Source organism: Streptomyces sp. NPDC107454 (genome assembly GCF_055582885.1).
Genome location: NZ_JBVJPA010000012.1, coordinates 1 through 17,385, shown reverse-complemented (window position 1 = coordinate 17,385; position 17,385 = coordinate 1). Strand labels below are relative to the sequence as shown.

Sequence of the window (17,385 nt, the reverse complement as noted above, 5' to 3'; positions counted from 1 at the left end):
ACTTGTCTTTCGCATCTGTCCGCAAGCGAGCCCCGGCCACCCAGTGACCGGGGCTCAGTGCACTGCCCGCACCGCCGGGCGTCCGACGTCAGCGAACGGGGCGGCCCGCCCCCCGCAGCGCCTCCTTCACCTGGCCGATCCGCAGATCCCCGAAGTGGAAGACGGACGCGGCGAGCACCGCGTCGGCGCCCGCGGCGATGGCGGGCGGGAAGTCGGTGAGCCGGCCCGCGCCCCCGCTGGCGATGAGCGGCACGGTGACGTGCTTGCGGACGGCCTCGATCATCTCGATGTCGTAGCCGTCCTTCGTGCCGTCCGCGTCCATCGAGTTGAGCAGGATCTCGCCCGCGCCCAGCTCGGCGGCCTGGTGCGCCCACTCGACCGCGTCGATGCCGGTGCCCTTGCGCCCGCCGTGGGTGGTGACCTCGAAGGTCCCCCCGGGAGTGCGCCTGGCGTCCACCGACAGCACCAGCACCTGCCGCCCGAACCGCTCCGCGATCTCCCGGATGAGCTCGGGCCGGGCGATCGCGGCCGTGTTGACCCCGACCTTGTCGGCGCCCGCCCGCAGCAGCTTGTCGACGTCCTCGGCGGTGCGTACGCCGCCGCCCACGGTGAGCGGGATGAAGACCTGCTCGGCCGTGCGCCGCACCACGTCGTAGGTGGTCTCGCGGTTGCCCGAGGACGCGGTGATGTCCAGGAACGTCAGCTCGTCGGCGCCCTCGGTGTCGTACACCTTGGCCATCTCGACGGGGTCGCCCGCGTCACGCAGGTTCTGGAAGTTGACGCCCTTGACGACCCGGCCGTTGTCCACGTCCAGGCAGGGGATGACTCGTACGGCAAGGGTCATGCTGCGGACACTCCGTCTTCTCCGCCGGAGCGGAACGCCTCCACCTCGACCTCGACGACCAGTCGCGAGTCCACGAAGCCGGAGACGATGATCATGGACGCGGCGGGACGCACGGTGTCGAACAGCTCCTTGTGGGCGCGTCCGACCTCCTCCACGTCCCGGGCGTGGGTGATGTACATGCGCGTACGGACGACGTCGTCACGGCCGAGGCCGAGCTCCCGCAACGCGGCGAACGCGGCGTTGAAGGAGTTGACCGCCTGTTCGTACGGGTCGCCGTCGACGACCGCCCCGTCGATCACGGAGGTGCAGCCGGCCACCAGCACCAGGCCGTTCGGCAGCTCCACCGCGCGGGAGTAGCCGAAGGCGTCCTCCCAGGGCGCCCCGGTCGTGACACGTCGCACGTCGCTCACTTGGCTACCGCCTCCAGGGCCTCTTCCAGGGTGAACGCCTTGGCGTAGAGGGCCTTGCCGACGATGGAGCCCTCGACGCCCAGCGGCACGAGCTCGGCGATGGCGCGCAGGTCGTCCAGGGAGGAGACCCCGCCCGACGCGACCACCGGGCGGTCCGTCGCGGCGCACACATTGCGCAGCAGTTCCAGGTTCGGGCCCTGCAGCGTGCCGTCCTTGGCGATGTCCGTGACGACATAGCGCGCGCAGCCCTCGGCGTTGAGGCGCTCCAGCGTCTCGTAGAGGTCGCCGCCGTCGCGGGTCCAGCCGCGGCCGCGCAGCGTCGTGCCGCGTACGTCGAGACCGACCGCGATCTTGTCGCCGTGCTCGGCGATGACCTTGGCGACCCACTCGGGGCTCTCCAGGGCGGCGGTGCCGAGGTTGACCCGCGTGCAGCCGGTGGCCAGGGCCGCGGCGAGCGTGTCGTCGTCGCGGATGCCGCCGGACAGTTCGACCTTGATGTCCATGGCGCCGGCGACCTCGGCGATCAGCTTGCGGTTGTCGCCGGTGCCGAACGCGGCGTCCAGGTCGACGAGGTGCAGCCACTCGGCACCCGAGCTCTGCCAGGCGAGGGCGGCCTCAAGGGGGGAGCCGTAAGAAGTTTCCGTCCCGGACTCGCCGTGCACGAGCCGGACGGCCTGGCCGTCGCGGACGTCGACGGCGGGGAGGAGTTCGAGCTTGCTCACAGTGTTCCGATCCAGTTGGTGAGGAGCTGGGCTCCGGCGTCGCCGGACTTCTCGGGGTGGAACTGCGTGGCCCACAGGGGGCCGTTCTCGACGGCCGCCACGAAGGGCTTGCCGTGCGTCGACCAGGTCACCAGGGGTGCGCGCAGCGCCGGGTTGCCCACTTCCAGGGACCAGTCGTGGACGGCGTAGGAGTGCACGAAGTAGAAGCGCGTGTCGGCGTCGAGGCCCGCGAAGAGCTGGGAGCCGGCCGGGGCCTCGACCGTGTTCCAGCCCATGTGGGGCACGATGTCGGCCTGGAGCGGCTCGACCGTGCCGGGCCACTCGTCGAGGCCCTCGGTCTCCACGCCGTGCTCGATGCCGCGCGCGAAGAGGATCTGCATACCGACGCAGATGCCCATCACCGGGCGGCCACCGGACAGACGGCGGCCGATGATCCAGTCGCCGCGGGCGTCCTTGAGGCCCTTCATGCAGGCGGCGAAGGCTCCGACGCCGGGCACCAGCAGCCCGTCCGCGTTCATGGCCCGGTCGAAGTCTCGCGTGATCTCGACCTCGGCGCCCGCGCGCGCGAGGGCACGCTCGGCGGAACGCACGTTCCCGAAGCCGTAGTCGAAGACGACGACGTTCTTAGGAGGGGTCAATTCCACACCTCCAGCCTCATGACGCCCGCGATCAGACACATCGCGGCGCCGATGGAGAGCAGCACGATGAGACTCGCGGGCATCTTCTGCTTGACGAAGGAGTAGACACCGCCCAGGAGGAAGAGCCCGACGACGATGAGGATGGTGTTGAGGCCTGTCATGGTTTTACAGCGCGCCCTTCGTGGAGGGGAGGATGCCGGCGGCGCGGGGGTCGCGCTCGGAGGCGTACCGCAGCGCCCTGGCGAGCGCCTTGAACTGGCACTCCACGATGTGGTGCGCGTTGCGCCCGTAGGGCACGTGCACGTGCAGTGCGATCTGGGCCTGGGCGACGAAGGACTCCAGGATGTGCCGGGTCATCGTCGTGTCGTACTCGCCGATCATCGGCGCCATGTTCTCGGGCTCGGTGTGCACGAGGTAGGGGCGGCCCGACAGGTCGACGGTCACCTGGGCGAGGGACTCGTCCAGCGGGACCGTGCAGTTGCCGAAGCGGTAGATGCCCACCTTGTCGCCGAGTGCCTGCTTGAAGGCGGCGCCGAGCGCGAGGGCGGTGTCCTCGATGGTGTGGTGCGAGTCGATGTGCAGGTCGCCCTCGGTCTTCACGGTCAGGTCGAACAGACCGTGCCGGCCGAGCTGGTCGAGCATGTGGTCGTAGAAGCCGACGCCCGTCGACACCTCGACCTTGCCGGACCCGTCGAGATCGATCTCGACGAGGACCGACGTCTCCTTGGTCGTCCGCTCCACTCTTCCGACGCGGCTCATGCGCTCTGCTCCTTCTTCAACTCACGGACCGCGTCGAGGAACGCGTCGTTTTCGGCCGGGGTGCCGGCGGAGACCCGCAGCCATCCCGGTACGCCGTTGTCCCGGACCAGAACGCCCTGGTCGAGGATCTTCTGCCAGGCCTCGTGGGAGCCGCCCTCGCCGTCGAATCGCCCGAACTGGACGAAGTTCGCGTCGGACTCGGTCACCTCGTACCCGATCGCACGCAGTTCGGCGACCAGGCGGTCCCGCTCGGCCTTCAGCTGCTCGACGTATCCGAGCAGCGTGTCGGTGTGCTCCAGGGCGGCGAGGGCGGTGGCCTGCGCGACGGCCGACAGGTGGTAGGGCAGCCGTACGAGCTGGACCGCGTCGACGACCGCGGGGTGCGCGGCGAGATAGCCGAGGCGCAGTCCGGCCGCGCCGAACGCCTTCGACATCGTCCGCGACACGACGAGATTCGGCCGGCCTTCGATCAGCGGCAGCAGCGAGTCGCCGTGGCTGAACTCGATGTACGCCTCGTCGACCACGACCATGGACGGCTTGGCGGCCTGCGCGGCCTCGTACAGCGCGAGGACCGTCTCGCGCGGCACCGCGTTGCCCGTGGGGTTGTTGGGGGTGGTGATGAAGACGACGTCCGGGCGGCTCTCGGCGATGGCCCGCTCGGCGGCGGCCCGGTCGATCGTGAAGTCCTCGCCGCGGGGACCCGAGATCCAGGCCGTTCCGGTGCCGCGTGCGATGAGCGCGTGCATCGAGTACGAGGGCTCGAAGCCGATCGCCGTACGGCCGGGGCCGCCGAAGGTCTGCAGCAGCTGCTGGATGACCTCGTTCGAGCCGTTGGCCGCCCAGACGTTCTCGACGGCGACCCGGTGCCCGCCGGTCCTCGTCAGGTACTTGGCCAGCTCCGTACGGAGTTCCACCGCGTCGCGGTCGGGGTAGCGGTTGAGGTTGCGGGCGGCCTCGCGGACCCGCTCGGCGATCCGCTCGACGAGCGGTTCGGGCAGCGGGTACGGGTTCTCGTTGGTGTTCAGCCGTACGGGCACGTCGAGTTGGGGCGCGCCGTAGGGGGACTTGCCGCGCAGCTCGTCCCGTACGGGGAGATCGTCGATACCGGTCACTTGCTCTCTGGAACCTTCCACCCGAAACGAGCCTTGATCGCCGCGCCGTGGGCCGGCAGGTCCTCCGCCTCCGCGAGCGTCACCACGTGGTGCGCCACCTCGGCGAGGGCGTCGCGCGTGTAGTCCACGATGTGGATCCCGCGCAGGAAGGACTGGACGCTCAGCCCCGAGGAGTGGCAGGCGCAGCCGCCGGTGGGCAGCACGTGGTTGGAGCCCGCGCAGTAGTCGCCCAGCGACACCGGCGCCCAGGCGCCGACGAAGATCGCGCCCGCGTTCTTCACCCGGTCGGCGACGGCGGCAGCGTCCGCCGTCTGGATCTCCAGGTGCTCGGCGCCGTACGCGTCGACGACCCGCAGGCCCTCGTCCACGCCGTCGACGAGGACGATCGCGGACTGCCTGCCGCGCAGCGCGGGGACGATCCGGTCCTCGATGTGCTTGGTGGCCGCGACCTGCGGCTCCAGCTCCTTCTCGACCGCCTCCGCCAGCTCGACGGAGTCCGTGACGAGGACGGCGGCGGCGAGCGGGTCGTGCTCGGCCTGGCTGATCAGGTCGGAGGCCACGTGCACCGGGTCGGCCGTCTCGTCCGCGAGGATCGCGATCTCGGTGGGACCGGCCTCGGCGTCGATGCCGATCTTGCCCGCGAAGTACCGCTTGGCGGCGGCGACCCAGATGTTGCCGGGCCCGGTGACCATGTTGGCGGGCGGGCAGGACTCGGTGCCGTACGCGAACATCGCCACGGCGGTGGCACCGCCCGCCGCGTACACCTCGTCGACGCCGAGCAGCGCGCAGGCGGCCAGGATCGTCGGGTGCGGCAGCCCGCCGAACTCGGACTGGGCCGGGGAGGCGAGCGCGATGGAACCGACGCCGGCTTCCTGGGCCGGGACCACGTTCATGATCACGGATGACGGGTACACGGAGCGGCCGCCGGGCGCGTACAGGCCCACACGCTCGACCGGCACCCACTTCTCGGTGACCGAGCCGCCCGGCACGACCTGGGTGGTGTGCGCGGCGCGGCGCTGCTCGCGGTGGACCAGGCGGGCGCGGCGGATGGACTCCTCCAGGGCCGCGCGCACGGCCGGGTCGAGCTGCTCCAGGGCCTCGGCGAGGGCCTGGGCCGGAACCCGTACGGATTCCAGCTGCACCCCGTCGAATTTCTCCGCGTAGTCGATCAGCGCCGCGTCGCCACGATGATGCACGGCCTCGCAGATCGGACGCACCTTCTCCAGGGCGGCCGATACGTCGAAGTCGGCTCGGGGCAGCAGGTCGCGCAGGGCGGAGCCCTCGGGGAGGGCGTCGCCGCGCAGATCGATTCGGGAGATCACGGTCCCAATTCTCTCAGACGGCGATAAGGCGCCGGACGCCTGTATCAATGGCTGATACAAGCCGTCCCAGGCTCCCCCTGGAGATCTCCGTCACCAGTAGCGTTCGGTCCGTCACACAGCGGGCATGAACGGCTGTACGAAACCCGCGAGTAGCTGGGGAGGGAGGGACGTGACGTGACCGAGGGTGCCGGCCTCCGCGGTGGGGACCTGCCGGACGAGCTGACCGCCGCCGAGGCCGGGATGTGGCAGGCCTTCCGCAACGGCAGCGTGTACGACCTGCGCAGCGGGGACATGACCGTGGACGATCCGCACGGCGGCCATCCCTGGGGGCCCGAGCGCAGTGTCCGGGCCCGGATCGTGGCATGGCTGCTGCTCGACGGGCCGCCCGCCCTACAGGGCCGGGTCGCCTCCCTGAAGCTGACCGGCGTGCAGATCACGGACGTCCTCGACCTCGCGGGCGGCACGGTGGTGCCGTACGTCGAGCTGAAGGGCTGCCGGTTCGAGAAGGAGATCCTGCTGCCGGAGGCGCACTTCACGACCGTACGTCTGGTCAACTGCTCGGTGCCGCGCCTGGAGGCGGCCCGGGTGCACACCGAGGGCGATCTGCATCTGCCCCGCTGCCGCTTCCACAACGGGGTGCGGCTGACCGACGCGCACATCGGTACGGATCTGCTGCTCAACCAGGCCGTGGTCTACCGGGACCGGCGCGGCCGCTCGCTCACCGGCGACGGCATGACGGTGGGGCAGGACCTTCAGGCCGAGATGCTGGAGTCGCACGGCGAGCTGAGCCTGCGCGGCGCCACCGTCGGTGTCTCGCTCAGCCTGCGCGGCAGCAAGCTGAACAACCCGTACTCGCGGCTGGCGCTGAACGCTCCCCAGCTGACCGTCAACCGCACGCTCTACATGACCCCCGCGGGCCTCGGCAATCCCCTGCTGACCAGCGGCACCACCCCGGCGCGCGGGACGCTGGTGCAGCGCTTCGAGTGCCAGGGCGGGATCCGCCTCGACGACGGACGGTTCGGGGACGCCCTCGACTTCGAGCGGGCCCGTTTCACCTTCGACGACGACCAGGAGCTGTCCCTGCTGCGGGTGCAGACGCCCGAGCTGCGCTTCCTCGGGGAGCGTCCCGAGCGGGGCAAGGTGGTGCTGTCGGGGGCGCGGATCGTCAATCTCGTCGACCGGGCGGACAGCTGGCCGGGCCCGGGCAACCTCCACATGGGCGGCTTCAGCTACGAGAACCTCGTACCCCAGGGGGGCTTCCCGCTGACCCGGCGCCTGGAGTGGGTGGCGGCGGCGACCGCGGAGTACAGCCCGGAGCCGTACGAGCGGCTGGCCACCGTGCTGCGCGACTCCGGCGAGGACGAGGACGCGCGCGAGGTGCTGCTCGCCAAGCAGCGCCGCCGCCGCGAGACCCTGCCGCTCGCGGCCAAGCTGTGGGGGTACGCGCAGGACTGGACGGTCGCCTACGGGTACCGGCCCGGCCGGGCCGCCCTGTGGATGGCGGTGCTGTGGGCGGCGTCCTCGATCGCCTTCTCGCACGCGACCCACACCCCGGCGAACGGCGGGCATCCGCCGTGGAACGCCGCGCTGTTCGCCCTCGACCTTCTGCTGCCGGTGATCGACCTCGGCCAGGTGGGCGTCTGGCAGCTGCGCGGCGGCTGGCAGTGGCTGGCCGCGGTGGTGATCCTCCTGGGCTGGATCCTGGCGACGACGGTGGCGGCGGGGGCGACGCGGCTGCTGCGCCGCAGCTGAGGGGCCTGGCGGGGATGGGCGGGGGCGGCATCCGGCCATACTGTTGACAGGTGTTCAATAGTAGAACAACAGTCACTTTTTACTCACCCTTGACCATCCGGCATACAACCAAACGAGGGTTACGAAAGTGTCACCGCACACCCTCTGGTACAGCTCCGACCTGCGGCTTTCAATGGTCGACACCATGGCACTGCTGCGCGCGTTCATCCGTACGGCCCGGATGGTCAAGAACACTTCGCGCCTCGCCGCCGGACTGCCCGCCGACGACGAGGTACTGCTGGACGCCCCGGACGAACGGCTCGCCCCGGCCCTCGTCGCGGCGGCCCGCGGTGAGTACGACATCGCGGCCAAACTGCTCGCCGCCACCCGCGAGGCGGCCGAGTGGGAGAACCGCGACCGGTACGCGAGGCGCCTCGCCGCGTTCGCGCGCACCCGCGACGAATGGCTCCAGACCTGGCAGAGCGGGTCCCCGCACGACCCGGACGCGCTCCTGGTCAAGGCCGAGCTCGCGGTGCGCCGCTGGTGGGAGTCGCCCGCCCGCGCCGAGCTGCTGCGCGAGGTCGGCCCGCTGATCGCCGCCGCCGCCGAGGGCGACCCGCGCGACCCGGTGCCCTGGCGGATCGCGCTCGACCACGCCCGGGGCACCAACGCCGGGCACACCGAGTTCGAGAAGCTGTGGGCCGAGGCCGTACGCCGTTCCCCGCACCACTACGGCTGCCATGTGGCCGCCCTGAAGTACCTGTCGGCCGCCTGGTACGGCTCGCACCGCGAGTGCTTCGACTTCGCCGAGCGGGCCGCGCAGGACGCGCTGCCCGGCTCACTCGTACAGGCGCTTCCGGTGCGCGCGGCCTTCGCCTATCTGACCGAGGGCGGCCGGGCCGTCATCCCGCGTGAGCGGCTCGACGAGGCGGCCGACCTCGCCATCGCGGTCTCGGCGGCGTACGCACCCGCCGACCCGTGGCCCGCGGAGGTGCGCAACCTCCTCACCTACGTCCTGATCAGACTGGAGCGCTGGCAGGACGCCCTGGACCAGCTCCGTCTGATCGGTCCGTACGCGACCTCGTTCCCCTGGGACCGGATCTCCGACGACCCGCTGAGCCAGTTCCTGGAACTGCGCGACGGAGTCCGCCTGGAGGTCGCCTCGAACATCCCCCTCCATCCACGGAGTGGGCACGGCGGACGTGCTCGCTCCGGCGACCATTAGGCTTTCGCGTCGTGACCACCGTCCGGCTCCCGCTCTTCCCCCTGAACTCGGTTCTGTTCCCGGGTCTCGTGCTTCCCCTGAACATTTTCGAGGAGCGCTATCGCGCCATGATGCGCGAACTGCTGAAGACCCCCGAGGACGAACCGCGCCGTTTCGCCGTCGTCGCCATCCGCGACGGCTACGAGGTCGCGCACACCGCACCCGGTATGCCGGACCAGACGGCGCTGCCGCAACGCGGTGCCGCGGCCGGGTTCGGCGACGACCCGCTCAAGGCCTTCCACGAGGTGGGCTGCGTCGCGGACGCGGCCACCATCCGGGAGCGCGCCGACGGCAGTTTCGAGGTACTGGCCACCGGCACCACGCGGGTACGGCTCCTGTCCGTGGACGCCTCCGGCGCGTTCCTGACGGCCGAGCTGGAGGAACTTCCGGAGGAACCCGGCGAGGAGGCGGGCGCGCTCGCCGAGGGCGTCCTGCGGGCCTTCCGCCAGTACCAGAAGCGGCTGGCGGGCGCCCGCGAACGCTCGCTGTCCACCGGAGCGGACCTGCCGGACGACCCGGCGGTGGTCTCCTACCTGGTGGCGGCCGCCGTGATGCTCGACATCCCGGCCAAGCAGAAGCTGCTCCAGGCCCCCGACACGGCCACCCGCCTGCACGAAGAGCTGAAACTCCTGCGCGCCGAGACCGCCATCATCCGTAATCTGCCGTCGTTGCCCGCGGCGGAACTGACGCGCAACCCGACCAGTCTCAACTGAAGGCCCCGGCACCTTGGCGAAGAAGTCGAAGAAGCAGCAGTCCGGGGGCACGCCCGCGACGGTGGCCCTGACGGCGGCGGGCGTCGCGTACACCGTCCACGCCTACGAGCACGACCCCGCGCACCCCTCGTACGGCGAGGAGGCCGCCGAGGCGATGGGCGTCTCCCCCGACCGCGTCTTCAAGACCCTGGTCGCGGACGTGGACGGCTCCCTCGTGGTCGCCGTGGTCCCCGTCGCGGGCTCCCTGGACCTGAAGGCCCTGGCCACGGCAGTGGGCGGCAAGCGCGCCGCCATGGCCGACCCGGCGGCCGCCGAGCGCACCACGGGCTATGTCCGCGGCGGCATCTCCCCCCTGGGCCAGCGCAAGAGACTCCGTACGGTCCTGGACGCCTCGGCCCACCACCACGCCACGATCTGCGTCTCGGCCGGCCGCCGGGGCCTTGAGGTGGAGCTCGCCCTCGACGACCTGGCGCACCTCACGGAAGCGGTGTCCGCGCCCGTCGCCCGTGCGTGACCCCTCGACGGATGCGTCGTCCTGCGTTAAGCACGAGAGGCATGTCGAAACGAACCCGCAAACGCAGGTGGCGCACGAAGAAGGGCCGCTCGAACCACGGCCACCGACCTCCATGACCCACGCGCCCCCTGGGCCGGGGTCCAGGGGGCGCGGCGCCCCTGGCGGGAGAAGGCCGGGTCAGGTCGTCGGAGGCGCCGGTGGGGTCGGAGCCCCGTACGGGCTCGCGTAGGGATCCGGGTCCCGGGGACCGAACAACGCGGTCAGGCCGAGATGAACCACCAGCCCCGCCAGGGACCACGCCAGCAACGCCCCCCTCGCGCCGAGCTTCAACGGCGCGGAGAACGTCACCCCCTTGCCCACCTGCTTGGCATGGGCGACCACGTTCTGCGTCGGCCCGAGCCAGATCCCGATCCGCCAGGCGAGCAGCGACCCGAGCACACCCCCCACCGCCAGCGCGACCACGAGCGGCACACCCCCACGCCGCCGCACCAGAAACACCGCCACCGCACTGACCGCACCGAACGCCAGCGCGAGCAGCGTGAACGTCCCGTCGACCCCGATGGCCTGCTCACCCTCGGTGTCCTTCAGATACACCGCGCTGTCGTCCGCGATCAACGGCACATGCGGCGCCAGCCACCACCACAGCACACCGAGCAGTACTCCCGCGAGCGCCACCGCCACCGTGACGACGGCGGCCTCCTTCACTTCGGTCTTCATCCCGGGCCCGTCCTGTTCGTACCCGACGGTCCCCGCGAGGCCCCCGGCGGGCGGAGCCTGCCAGACATGGGCGTCGTCGGAGGGCGGTTGATGCGGCGGCGGAGGCGGCGTCAGCGGTGCGGTCACACTGACATCGTGCCAGGCCCCGCTGTCGGCCGCGTCACCGGACGGCCGCCCGGCGGTACGCCCAGGTCGCCACCGCCAGCGAGGCCATCCCGACGCCCGCGCAGACGGCGAGGTCACCGACGACGAAGGCCCAGTCGGGGTGCGCCCCGAAGCTCCGCGCGAAGGCCTCGACGCCGTAGGTGGAGGGCAGCAGATCACGGGCGTACTGCACCACCGTGGGCAGCCGGTCCGCCGGCAGCACTCCGAGCAGCAGCGCCGCCGACATCCCCAACTGTCCGAGCAGCGTGGCGAGTTCGGGCCGAGGCGCGAGCAGTCCGAGCGCCGCCCCGAGCCCGGCGAGCGCGGCGCCCGCGAGCGGGATCACCGCGACGAGCACCCACAGATGTGCCATCGGCAGCCCGAAGAGGACACAGCCGACGACGGCGGTGACCACGGTCCCGGGCACGGTGAAGGAGGCGTACGCGCCCGCGGCACCGAGCACGACGGCGGCCGGCGGCACCGGCAGGGTCGCGTAGTGGTCGAGCCCGCCGCCGGCCCGCAGCTGTCCGAAGTACTGGGCCAGCAGGTTGAGCCCGACGAACGCGACGACCAGGACCGACGCCCCGGCCACGATGGACCGGGCCTCGCCCCCGCCGTCCACCACGCCACGCATCATGACCATGATGCCGACGGACTGCACCGTGGCCACGAACAGCAACGGAATCCGCGCCACACGCGCGCGGGAGAGCTGGGCCCGGTACATGGCGGCGAGAGAGGGCCACAGCCGCGCCCGCGGCCCGAGTTCGGCGGCGTCACCGGCGTCCTCGGGCACGGACAGCGCACTGCCCGGCAGCACCTCAGCGCGTACGACACTCACGTCGAGCTGCTCCTCTTCACTCCGGCAGCCGTCCTGTCCCTGTTTCCGGCGTTTCCGGTGTTTCCGACGCCGATTCCCACGCCGCTTCCCACACTCACGACGTCCCTCCCCGTCCGTACAGACTCCCCTACGGATTCCAGACCGCGCGCGCTCACGCCTTCACCAACCCCTGCGCATCGCCGCCGAGCGCGAGGTACACGTCCTCCAGGCTCGGCGTGGCCAGCGTGAAGTCGTCGAGCGCGGCGAACGCGGCGCCTCCGGTGACCGTGGCGACGGCCGCGCGGGCCTCCTCCGGGGCGAGCCGCAGGGTCCAGCGGCGGCCCGACTCGACGGCCCGGGCGCGCAGCGCGGCGACCTCGGGCACATCCAGCGGCGCGCTCTCGCGCCAGACGAGTTCGACCCGCACCTCGCCCGCGACCCGCTCCTTCAGCCCGGCCGGCGTGTCGCAGGCGATGACGCGGCCCCGGTCGAGGACGGCGACCCGGTCGAGCACGGTCTCGGCCTCGATGACGTTGTGGGTGACCAGCAGCACGGTGGCGCCGTGCTCGGCCCGGCGCCGGTCGACTGCGGACCACACGGCCCGCCGGGCCACGGGGTCCATGCCGGTGGTCGGCTCGTCGAGGACGAGCAGCGGCCGCCGCCCGACCAGCGCGGCGGCGAAGCAGGCCAGCCGCCGCTGTCCGCCGGACAGCTTCTTCAGGGGGCGGGAGGCGATCGGGGTGAGGCCCAGCTCGTCGAGCACGGCGTCCCGCTCGGTCCGCGCCTCGCGCAGTTCGAGCCCGCGCAGCCGTCCGGTCGTCTCCGCGGCCAGCGACACGGTCAGCTCGTCGAGGGCGGTGGACTCCTGTCCGAGGTAGGCGAGGATGCGCGCCGCCCGCTCGGGGTGACGCACGATGTCGTGCCCGAGGATCTCGACACTGCCGCTGTCGGGGCGCATGAGCCCGGTCAGCTGGCGTACGAGGGTCGACTTCCCGGCGCCGTTCGGCCCGAGCAGTCCGAAGATCTCGCCGCGCCGGATGTCCAGCCGTACCCCGTCGGTGGCCCGCACCTCGGGCGTACCGGCGCTGCCACGGCGTCCGCGGACCGCCGGGTAGGTCTTGGTCAGCGCGCGCACCGAGCACACGACATCGCCCCTGTGCCCGTCCCGGACTGCCTGTGCCGTGCGCGTACTCACGAAGGACGAGCCTACGGGGTCCGATGCCCCGTTATGCGCCCGGGGCCCTCGCCTCAGCCGGTCCACGAGCCGTCCTGGACCGGTTCTCAAAGGTCCGGCGCGCCGCAGAAGCGCCCCCACCCACCCGCACCCGAGCACCACACCCGGGGTCCGGCCCCTCCTGCGGCTCACTCCCCGGCAGGGGCGTGCTCCGCCGCCGTACGCACATCGATCTCCCGCCAGAACCCCGCCCTGATCGCATACCGGTCGTGCTCGTCGATCTGGTCGTCCTTGTGGGCGAGCAGCCCGAAGCGGGCCGCGTACCGCAGCAGCTCACCGTCCACGCGGTGCGGGACCCGCGGGTACATCGTGGACAGCTTCTGCAGATGGCTCGGGTCGGTGAGCCGCTCCATCCAGCGGCGCGCGAAGACCTGCCCCACCTCGTACGGATCGCCGCCGACCGTGGTGATGTCCTCCTCGCGGTCGGCCCAGCGCTGCTCGGCGGAGGTGAGCTGGGCGAGCGTGGGCAGCGCGGCGGCCTCCGTGGACTCCGTGGCACCCCCGGGGCGTTCGATCCACCCCTTGTCGGACGACCACCGCAGTGTCGCGCTCGCGGGGTGCTGGGGGGCCTGGACGCCCGGTGCGCGCAGTGCGGCGAGGTCCTTGGGCGTCGGCACGCCCTTGGGGGCGGGAACCCGCTCCTCGGCCCCGTTCGGCGACTCGGCGACGGGGCTGTGCTCCGCGGTCTCGGAGGGCCGCTCGGCCGCGCCGGCGAGCGAGGAGTCGGGCAGCGGCGCGGAGAGGATCGCGGCGATCTCGGGGCGCGGCACGGGCTGCGGCGCACAGATCCCGCCGAGGTCCTTGGCCCGTACGGCCTTGGTGATCCACGCCCGGTCCAGCACCCGGCGCTCGTCGGCCTCGGCGACCAGGTCCTCGGACTGGTTGTAGTCGCCGTCCGCGGCCTGCACGGCCCACAGGTGTACGGCGACGCCGTGCTCCTTGGCGGCCATCATGCCCGGCAGCAGGTCCCCGTCGCCGGTCACCAGGACCACGTCGGAGCAGGCGCGGTTGCGGGCCAGCTCGGTCAGCTCGGCGTGCATGGCGGCGTCGACGCCCTTCTGCGCCCACCGCCCGTCGCTGCGGGTCAGCGCGCCCAGGCGCACCGTGACCCGTGGCATCACGCGCAGCCGGCGGTGCTCCGGTTGCGGTACGCGGTCGGGCGCGCCGTCGAACCAGTAGATGCGCAGCAGGGGCCGCTCCGTGTCGGACTCGGCGCGCTCGCGCAGGCCCTGGATGAGGGCGGCGTGGTCGACGGTGATCCGGGATCGCGAAGGCTCCCCGGCGAGGAGACTGGCAGCAGCCCCGAGCAGATACCCGGCGTCCACCAGGACGATGCAGCGGTCCACGCGGTCCACCCTCTTTCCGGTTCCGGGAGGTTTGCTTCGGGCTTCCTTCGAGTCTGCCCGACGGCGCGGAGGTTAACGGCCCGAACTCGATCTTCGGCGTGGCGAATCGGGGGATAACGCTCCGACAGGGCTTATTACACAGGGTAATTCTCCGAAATGCACTGCTTGTCAGGCTATGTGAATCTGGATCCGGCCCTGACCCCTAGGGCCCCACAGGAGGCAATCACCATGGCCAAGAACAAGAACCGCAAGCAGGGCGGCCAGCAGGACCGCTCCTCGCAGGCCGAGCGTGCGCAGGAGCAGGCGCAGCGGTCCTCGACGGAGGCTCACACGCCGATGTCGCAGGCCCAGGGCAGCCCCGCGGATGTCGCCCGCAAGCACCAGAAGCGCTTCGGCCACAACTGAGGCCTCGCATAAGGGCTGTTGAAGCCCAGGCACACACCGAGGGGCGCATCCGGCAACGGATGCGCCCCTCGCGTACATCATCTGATCCTGTCAGCTACATCATCTGATCCGGTCAGCTGATCCGTCAGCTCGCGAGTGATCCGTCAGCCCGCGAGGCAGGACGGGCCCAGCAGCACCTTCAAGTCACCGAACAGCGCCGGATCCGGCTTCACCCGGTGCCGGTCGAGCCGCAGCACGGTGGTCTTGCGCGGGCCCTGGAGCCTGATGCGCACCTCGCTCTCGCCCTTGTGGTGGCTGAGGATCTCGCCGAGACGGCTCACCATCGGCGGGGTGACCTTGAGCGCCGGGATCGTGAGGATCACGGGTGCGTTGGTGCCCGCGTTCGACAGGTCGGGGACCTGAAGCTCCATCGCGACCAGCCGCGGCACGTCCTCGCGCTTGTCGAGGCGGCCCTTGACGAAGACGACCGCGTCCTCGACGAGTTGGGTCGACACCAGCTGGTACGTCGCCGGGAAGAACATGCACTCGATGGAACCGGCCAGGTCCTCCACCGTGGCGATCGCCCAGGCGTTGCCCTGCTTGGTCATCTTGCGCTGGAGGCCCGAGATGATGCCGCCGATGGTGACGACCGCGCCGTCCGCGTGCTCACCTCCGGTGAGCTGGGAGATGCCCGCGTCGGCCTTGTCGGACAGCACGTGCTCCAGGCCGAAGAGCGGGTGGTCGGAGACGTAAAGACCGAGCATCTCCCGCTCCTGGGCGAGCAGATAGGCCTTGTCCCACTCGTCGGTGGTGAACTCCACGTCGAGTCCGAAGCCGGGCTCGCTGGTGTCCTCGTCGCCCATGCCGCCGAAGAGGTCGAACTGGCCCTCGGCCTCCTTGCGCTTGACCTGCACCACGTTGTCGATCATCGGCTCGAACTGCGCGGTGAGGCCCTTGCGGGTGTGCCCCATGGTGTCGAACGCGCCCGCCTTGATCAGCGATTCCGTGGTGCGCTTGTTGCAGGCGACGGCCTCGACCTTGTCGAGGTAGTCCGGGAAGGAGGCGTACTTCCCCTTGGCCTTGCGGCTCTTGATGATCGACTCGACGACGTTCGTGCCGACGTTGCGGACAGCGGAGAGGCCGAAGAGGATCACGTCGTCGCCCTGCGCGGCGAAGTTCTGCTCCGACTCGTTGACGTTGGGCGGCAGCACCTTGATGCCCATGCGCCGGCACTCGTTCAGATAGATCGCGGACTTGTCCTTGTCGTCCTTGACCGAGGTGAGCAGGCCCGCCATGTACTCGGCGGGGTAGTTCGCCTTCAGATAGGCGGTCCAGTACGAGACCAGTCCGTACGCGGCCGAGTGCGCCTTGTTGAAGGCGTAGCCGGCGAAGGGGACCAGCACGTCCCACAGGGCCTGGATCGCCTCGTCGCTGTAGCCGTTCTTCTGGGCGCCGGACTGGAAGATGGTGAAGTTCTTCGCCAGCTCGTCGGGCTTCTTCTTGCCCATCACGCGGCGGAGGATGTCGGCCTCGCCGAGCGAGTACCCGGCGATGATCTGGGCGGCCTTCTGCACCTGCTCCTGGTACACGATCAGGCCGTAGGTGACCGCCAGGACCTCCTGGAGGGGCTCCTCCAACTCCTTGTGGATCGGCGTGATCTCCTGAAGGCCGTTCTTGCGGAGCGCGTAGTTCGTGTGCGAGTCCATGCCCATCGGGCCGGGACGGTAGAGCGCCGAGACGGCGGAGATGTCTTCGAAGTTGTCGGGCTTCATCAGGCGCAGCAGCGAGCGCATGGGGCCGCCGTCGAACTGGAAGACGCCGAGGGTCTCGCCGCGCTGGAGCAGTTCGAAGGTCGTCGGATCGTCGAGCGGGAGGGCCAGCAGGTCGAGGTCGACGCCCTTGTTGGACTTCACCATCTTGACGGCGTCGTCCATGATCGTCAGGTTGCGCAGGCCGAGGAAGTCCATCTTCAGCAGGCCGAGCGACTCGCACTGCGGGTAGTCCCACTGCGTGATGGTCACACCGTCGGTGTGCCGCACCCAGACCGGGGCGTGGTCGACGATGGGCTCGCTGGACATGATGACGCCGGCGGCGTGCACGCCCATCTGCCGGACCAGGCCCTCGACGCCCTTGGCGGTGTCGATGACCTTCTTCACGTCCGGCTCGTTCTCGTACATCGCGCGGATCTCGCCGGCCTCGCTGTAGCGCGGGTGCGAGGAGTCGGTGATGCCGCTGAGGTCGATGCCCTTGCCGAGCACGTCGGCGGGCATCGCCTTGGTGAGGCGGTCGCCCATGGCGTACGGGTAGCCCAGGACGCGCGCGGAGTCCTTGATGGCGTTCTTCGCCTTGATCTTTCCGTAGGTGCCGATCATGGCGACCTTGTCGGCGCCGTATTTCTCGGTCACGTACCTGATCACTTCGACGCGCCTGCGCTCGTCGAAGTCGATGTCGACGTCGGGCATGGAGACGCGCTCGGGGTTCAGGAACCGCTCGAAGATCAGACCGTGCGGGATCGGGTCGAGGTCGGTGATGCCCATGGCGTACGCGACGATCGATCCGGCCGCCGAGCCACGGCCCGGGCCCACGGCGATGCCCTGCTTCTTGGCCCACATGATGAACTCGGCGACGACGAGGAAGTACCCCGGGAACCCCATCTGGATGATGACGTCCATCTCGTACTCGGCCTGCTTCTGGCGGTCGTCGGGGACGCCGCC

The 17,385-nt window shown here is 70.8% G+C and carries 18 protein-coding genes; 5 read left to right on the top strand and 13 right to left on the bottom strand.

The window, feature by feature from the left end:
* Positions 1 to 88 precede the first annotated feature (88 nt).
* Genes hisF through hisD form a run of 8 tightly spaced genes read right to left on the bottom strand, consistent with a single transcriptional unit; the run spans position 89 to position 5,807 of the window.
* Complete coding sequence (gene hisF, locus ACZ69M_RS29340; protein ID WP_470054439.1) at positions 89 to 844, bottom strand: imidazole glycerol phosphate synthase subunit HisF; 756 nt, start codon at positions 842 to 844, stop codon at positions 89 to 91.
* On the bottom strand, positions 841 to 1,254 hold the full coding sequence (locus tag ACZ69M_RS29335) for a RidA family protein (protein ID WP_470054438.1): 414 nt from the start codon (positions 1,252 to 1,254) through the stop codon (positions 841 to 843). Before ACZ69M_RS29335 ends, hisF begins: the two co-directional genes overlap by 4 nt.
* Positions 1,251 to 1,976, bottom strand: a complete 726-nt coding sequence (gene priA, locus ACZ69M_RS29330) for a bifunctional 1-(5-phosphoribosyl)-5-((5-phosphoribosylamino)methylideneamino)imidazole-4-carboxamide isomerase/phosphoribosylanthranilate isomerase PriA (RefSeq protein WP_470054437.1) — start codon at positions 1,974 to 1,976, stop codon at positions 1,251 to 1,253. Before priA ends, ACZ69M_RS29335 begins: the two co-directional genes overlap by 4 nt.
* Positions 1,973 to 2,620 carry an imidazole glycerol phosphate synthase subunit HisH gene (gene hisH, locus ACZ69M_RS29325; RefSeq protein ID WP_470054436.1) on the bottom strand — a complete coding sequence of 216 codons (648 nt, stop codon included), beginning with the start codon at positions 2,618 to 2,620 and terminating at the stop codon, positions 1,973 to 1,975. Before hisH ends, priA begins: the two co-directional genes overlap by 4 nt.
* Positions 2,611 to 2,775, bottom strand: coding sequence for a hypothetical protein (locus tag ACZ69M_RS29320; protein ID WP_054231464.1), 165 nt, complete (start codon positions 2,773 to 2,775; stop codon positions 2,611 to 2,613). The genes hisH and ACZ69M_RS29320 overlap by 10 nt, the downstream gene beginning before the upstream one ends.
* A gap of 4 nt (positions 2,776 to 2,779) precedes the next feature.
* Positions 2,780 to 3,373: an imidazoleglycerol-phosphate dehydratase HisB gene (gene hisB, locus ACZ69M_RS29315; protein ID WP_054217455.1), complete on the bottom strand. Its 594-nt coding sequence runs from the start codon at positions 3,371 to 3,373 to the stop codon at positions 2,780 to 2,782.
* Positions 3,370 to 4,485: a histidinol-phosphate transaminase gene (locus tag ACZ69M_RS29310; RefSeq protein WP_470054435.1), complete on the bottom strand. Its 1,116-nt coding sequence runs from the start codon at positions 4,483 to 4,485 to the stop codon at positions 3,370 to 3,372. Before ACZ69M_RS29310 ends, hisB begins: the two co-directional genes overlap by 4 nt.
* Entirely contained in the window at positions 4,482 to 5,807 is a 1,326-nt protein-coding gene (hisD, locus tag ACZ69M_RS29305; RefSeq protein WP_470054434.1) for a histidinol dehydrogenase, read from the bottom strand. The genes ACZ69M_RS29310 and hisD overlap by 4 nt, the downstream gene beginning before the upstream one ends.
* 174 nt (positions 5,808 to 5,981) lie before the next feature.
* Here hisD and ACZ69M_RS29300 point away from each other — a divergent pair, with 174 nt between their 5' ends.
* From ACZ69M_RS29300 to ybaK, 4 genes are all read left to right on the top strand, one after another.
* A complete protein-coding gene (locus tag ACZ69M_RS29300; RefSeq protein WP_470054432.1) occupies positions 5,982 to 7,559 on the top strand; it encodes an oxidoreductase in 1,578 nt (525 codons plus the stop codon).
* Between the two features lie 172 nt (positions 7,560 to 7,731).
* Positions 7,732 to 8,763, top strand: coding sequence for a hypothetical protein (locus ACZ69M_RS29295; protein WP_470054975.1), 1,032 nt, complete (start codon positions 7,732 to 7,734; stop codon positions 8,761 to 8,763).
* Positions 8,764 to 8,774: 11 nt separating this feature from the next.
* The gene (locus ACZ69M_RS29290; RefSeq protein ID WP_470054430.1) at positions 8,775 to 9,515 is read left to right on the top strand and encodes an LON peptidase substrate-binding domain-containing protein; all 741 of its coding nucleotides are present in this window, start codon (positions 8,775 to 8,777) and stop codon (positions 9,513 to 9,515) included.
* Positions 9,516 to 9,528: 13 nt separating this feature from the next.
* A complete protein-coding gene (gene ybaK / locus ACZ69M_RS29285; RefSeq protein WP_470054428.1) occupies positions 9,529 to 10,029 on the top strand; it encodes a Cys-tRNA(Pro) deacylase in 501 nt (166 codons plus the stop codon).
* Positions 10,030 to 10,206: 177 nt separating this feature from the next.
* Here ybaK and ACZ69M_RS29280 read toward each other — a convergent pair whose 3' ends face one another.
* The 4 genes from ACZ69M_RS29280 to ACZ69M_RS29265 form a co-directional block, all read right to left on the bottom strand.
* Positions 10,207 to 10,872 (bottom strand): AAA family ATPase, encoded by a 666-nt coding sequence (locus ACZ69M_RS29280; protein ID WP_470054426.1) that lies wholly within the window; start codon positions 10,870 to 10,872, stop codon positions 10,207 to 10,209.
* Between the two features lie 34 nt (positions 10,873 to 10,906).
* On the bottom strand, positions 10,907 to 11,728 hold the full coding sequence (locus tag ACZ69M_RS29275; RefSeq protein ID WP_470054424.1) for an ABC transporter permease: 822 nt from the start codon (positions 11,726 to 11,728) through the stop codon (positions 10,907 to 10,909).
* 151 nt (positions 11,729 to 11,879) lie between these two features.
* The gene (locus ACZ69M_RS29270; protein ID WP_470054422.1) at positions 11,880 to 12,902 is read right to left on the bottom strand and encodes an ABC transporter ATP-binding protein; all 1,023 of its coding nucleotides are present in this window, start codon (positions 12,900 to 12,902) and stop codon (positions 11,880 to 11,882) included.
* Positions 12,903 to 13,069: 167 nt separating this feature from the next.
* Complete coding sequence (locus ACZ69M_RS29265; protein ID WP_352046572.1) at positions 13,070 to 14,287, bottom strand: NYN domain-containing protein; 1,218 nt, start codon at positions 14,285 to 14,287, stop codon at positions 13,070 to 13,072.
* A 228-nt stretch (positions 14,288 to 14,515) separates the two neighbouring features.
* Between ACZ69M_RS29265 and ACZ69M_RS29260 the strand changes: the two genes are divergently transcribed.
* Positions 14,516 to 14,692 carry a hypothetical protein gene (locus ACZ69M_RS29260; RefSeq protein WP_167552113.1) on the top strand — a complete coding sequence of 59 codons (177 nt, stop codon included), beginning with the start codon at positions 14,516 to 14,518 and terminating at the stop codon, positions 14,690 to 14,692.
* A 143-nt stretch (positions 14,693 to 14,835) separates the two neighbouring features.
* Here the strand turns inward: ACZ69M_RS29260 and dnaE are convergent.
* A partial coding sequence (gene dnaE / locus ACZ69M_RS29255; RefSeq protein ID WP_470054419.1) for a DNA polymerase III subunit alpha occupies positions 14,836 to 17,385 on the bottom strand: 2,550 nt, incomplete at its 5' end.

Excerpts from the sequence above, each read along its gene's own strand:
- ACZ69M_RS29320 (WP_054231464.1), bottom strand. The coding sequence starts at position 2,775 with ATGACAGGCCTCAACACCATCCTCATCGTCGTCGGGCTCTTCCTCCTG.
- ACZ69M_RS29295 (WP_470054975.1), top strand. The coding sequence starts at position 7,732 with ATGGTCGACACCATGGCACTGCTGCGCGCGTTCATCCGTACGGCCCGG.
- hisF (WP_470054439.1), bottom strand. The coding sequence starts at position 844 with ATGACCCTTGCCGTACGAGTCATCCCCTGCCTGGACGTGGACAACGGC.
- hisB (WP_054217455.1), bottom strand. The coding sequence starts at position 3,373 with ATGAGCCGCGTCGGAAGAGTGGAGCGGACGACCAAGGAGACGTCGGTC.
- ACZ69M_RS29260 (WP_167552113.1), top strand. The coding sequence starts at position 14,516 with ATGGCCAAGAACAAGAACCGCAAGCAGGGCGGCCAGCAGGACCGCTCC.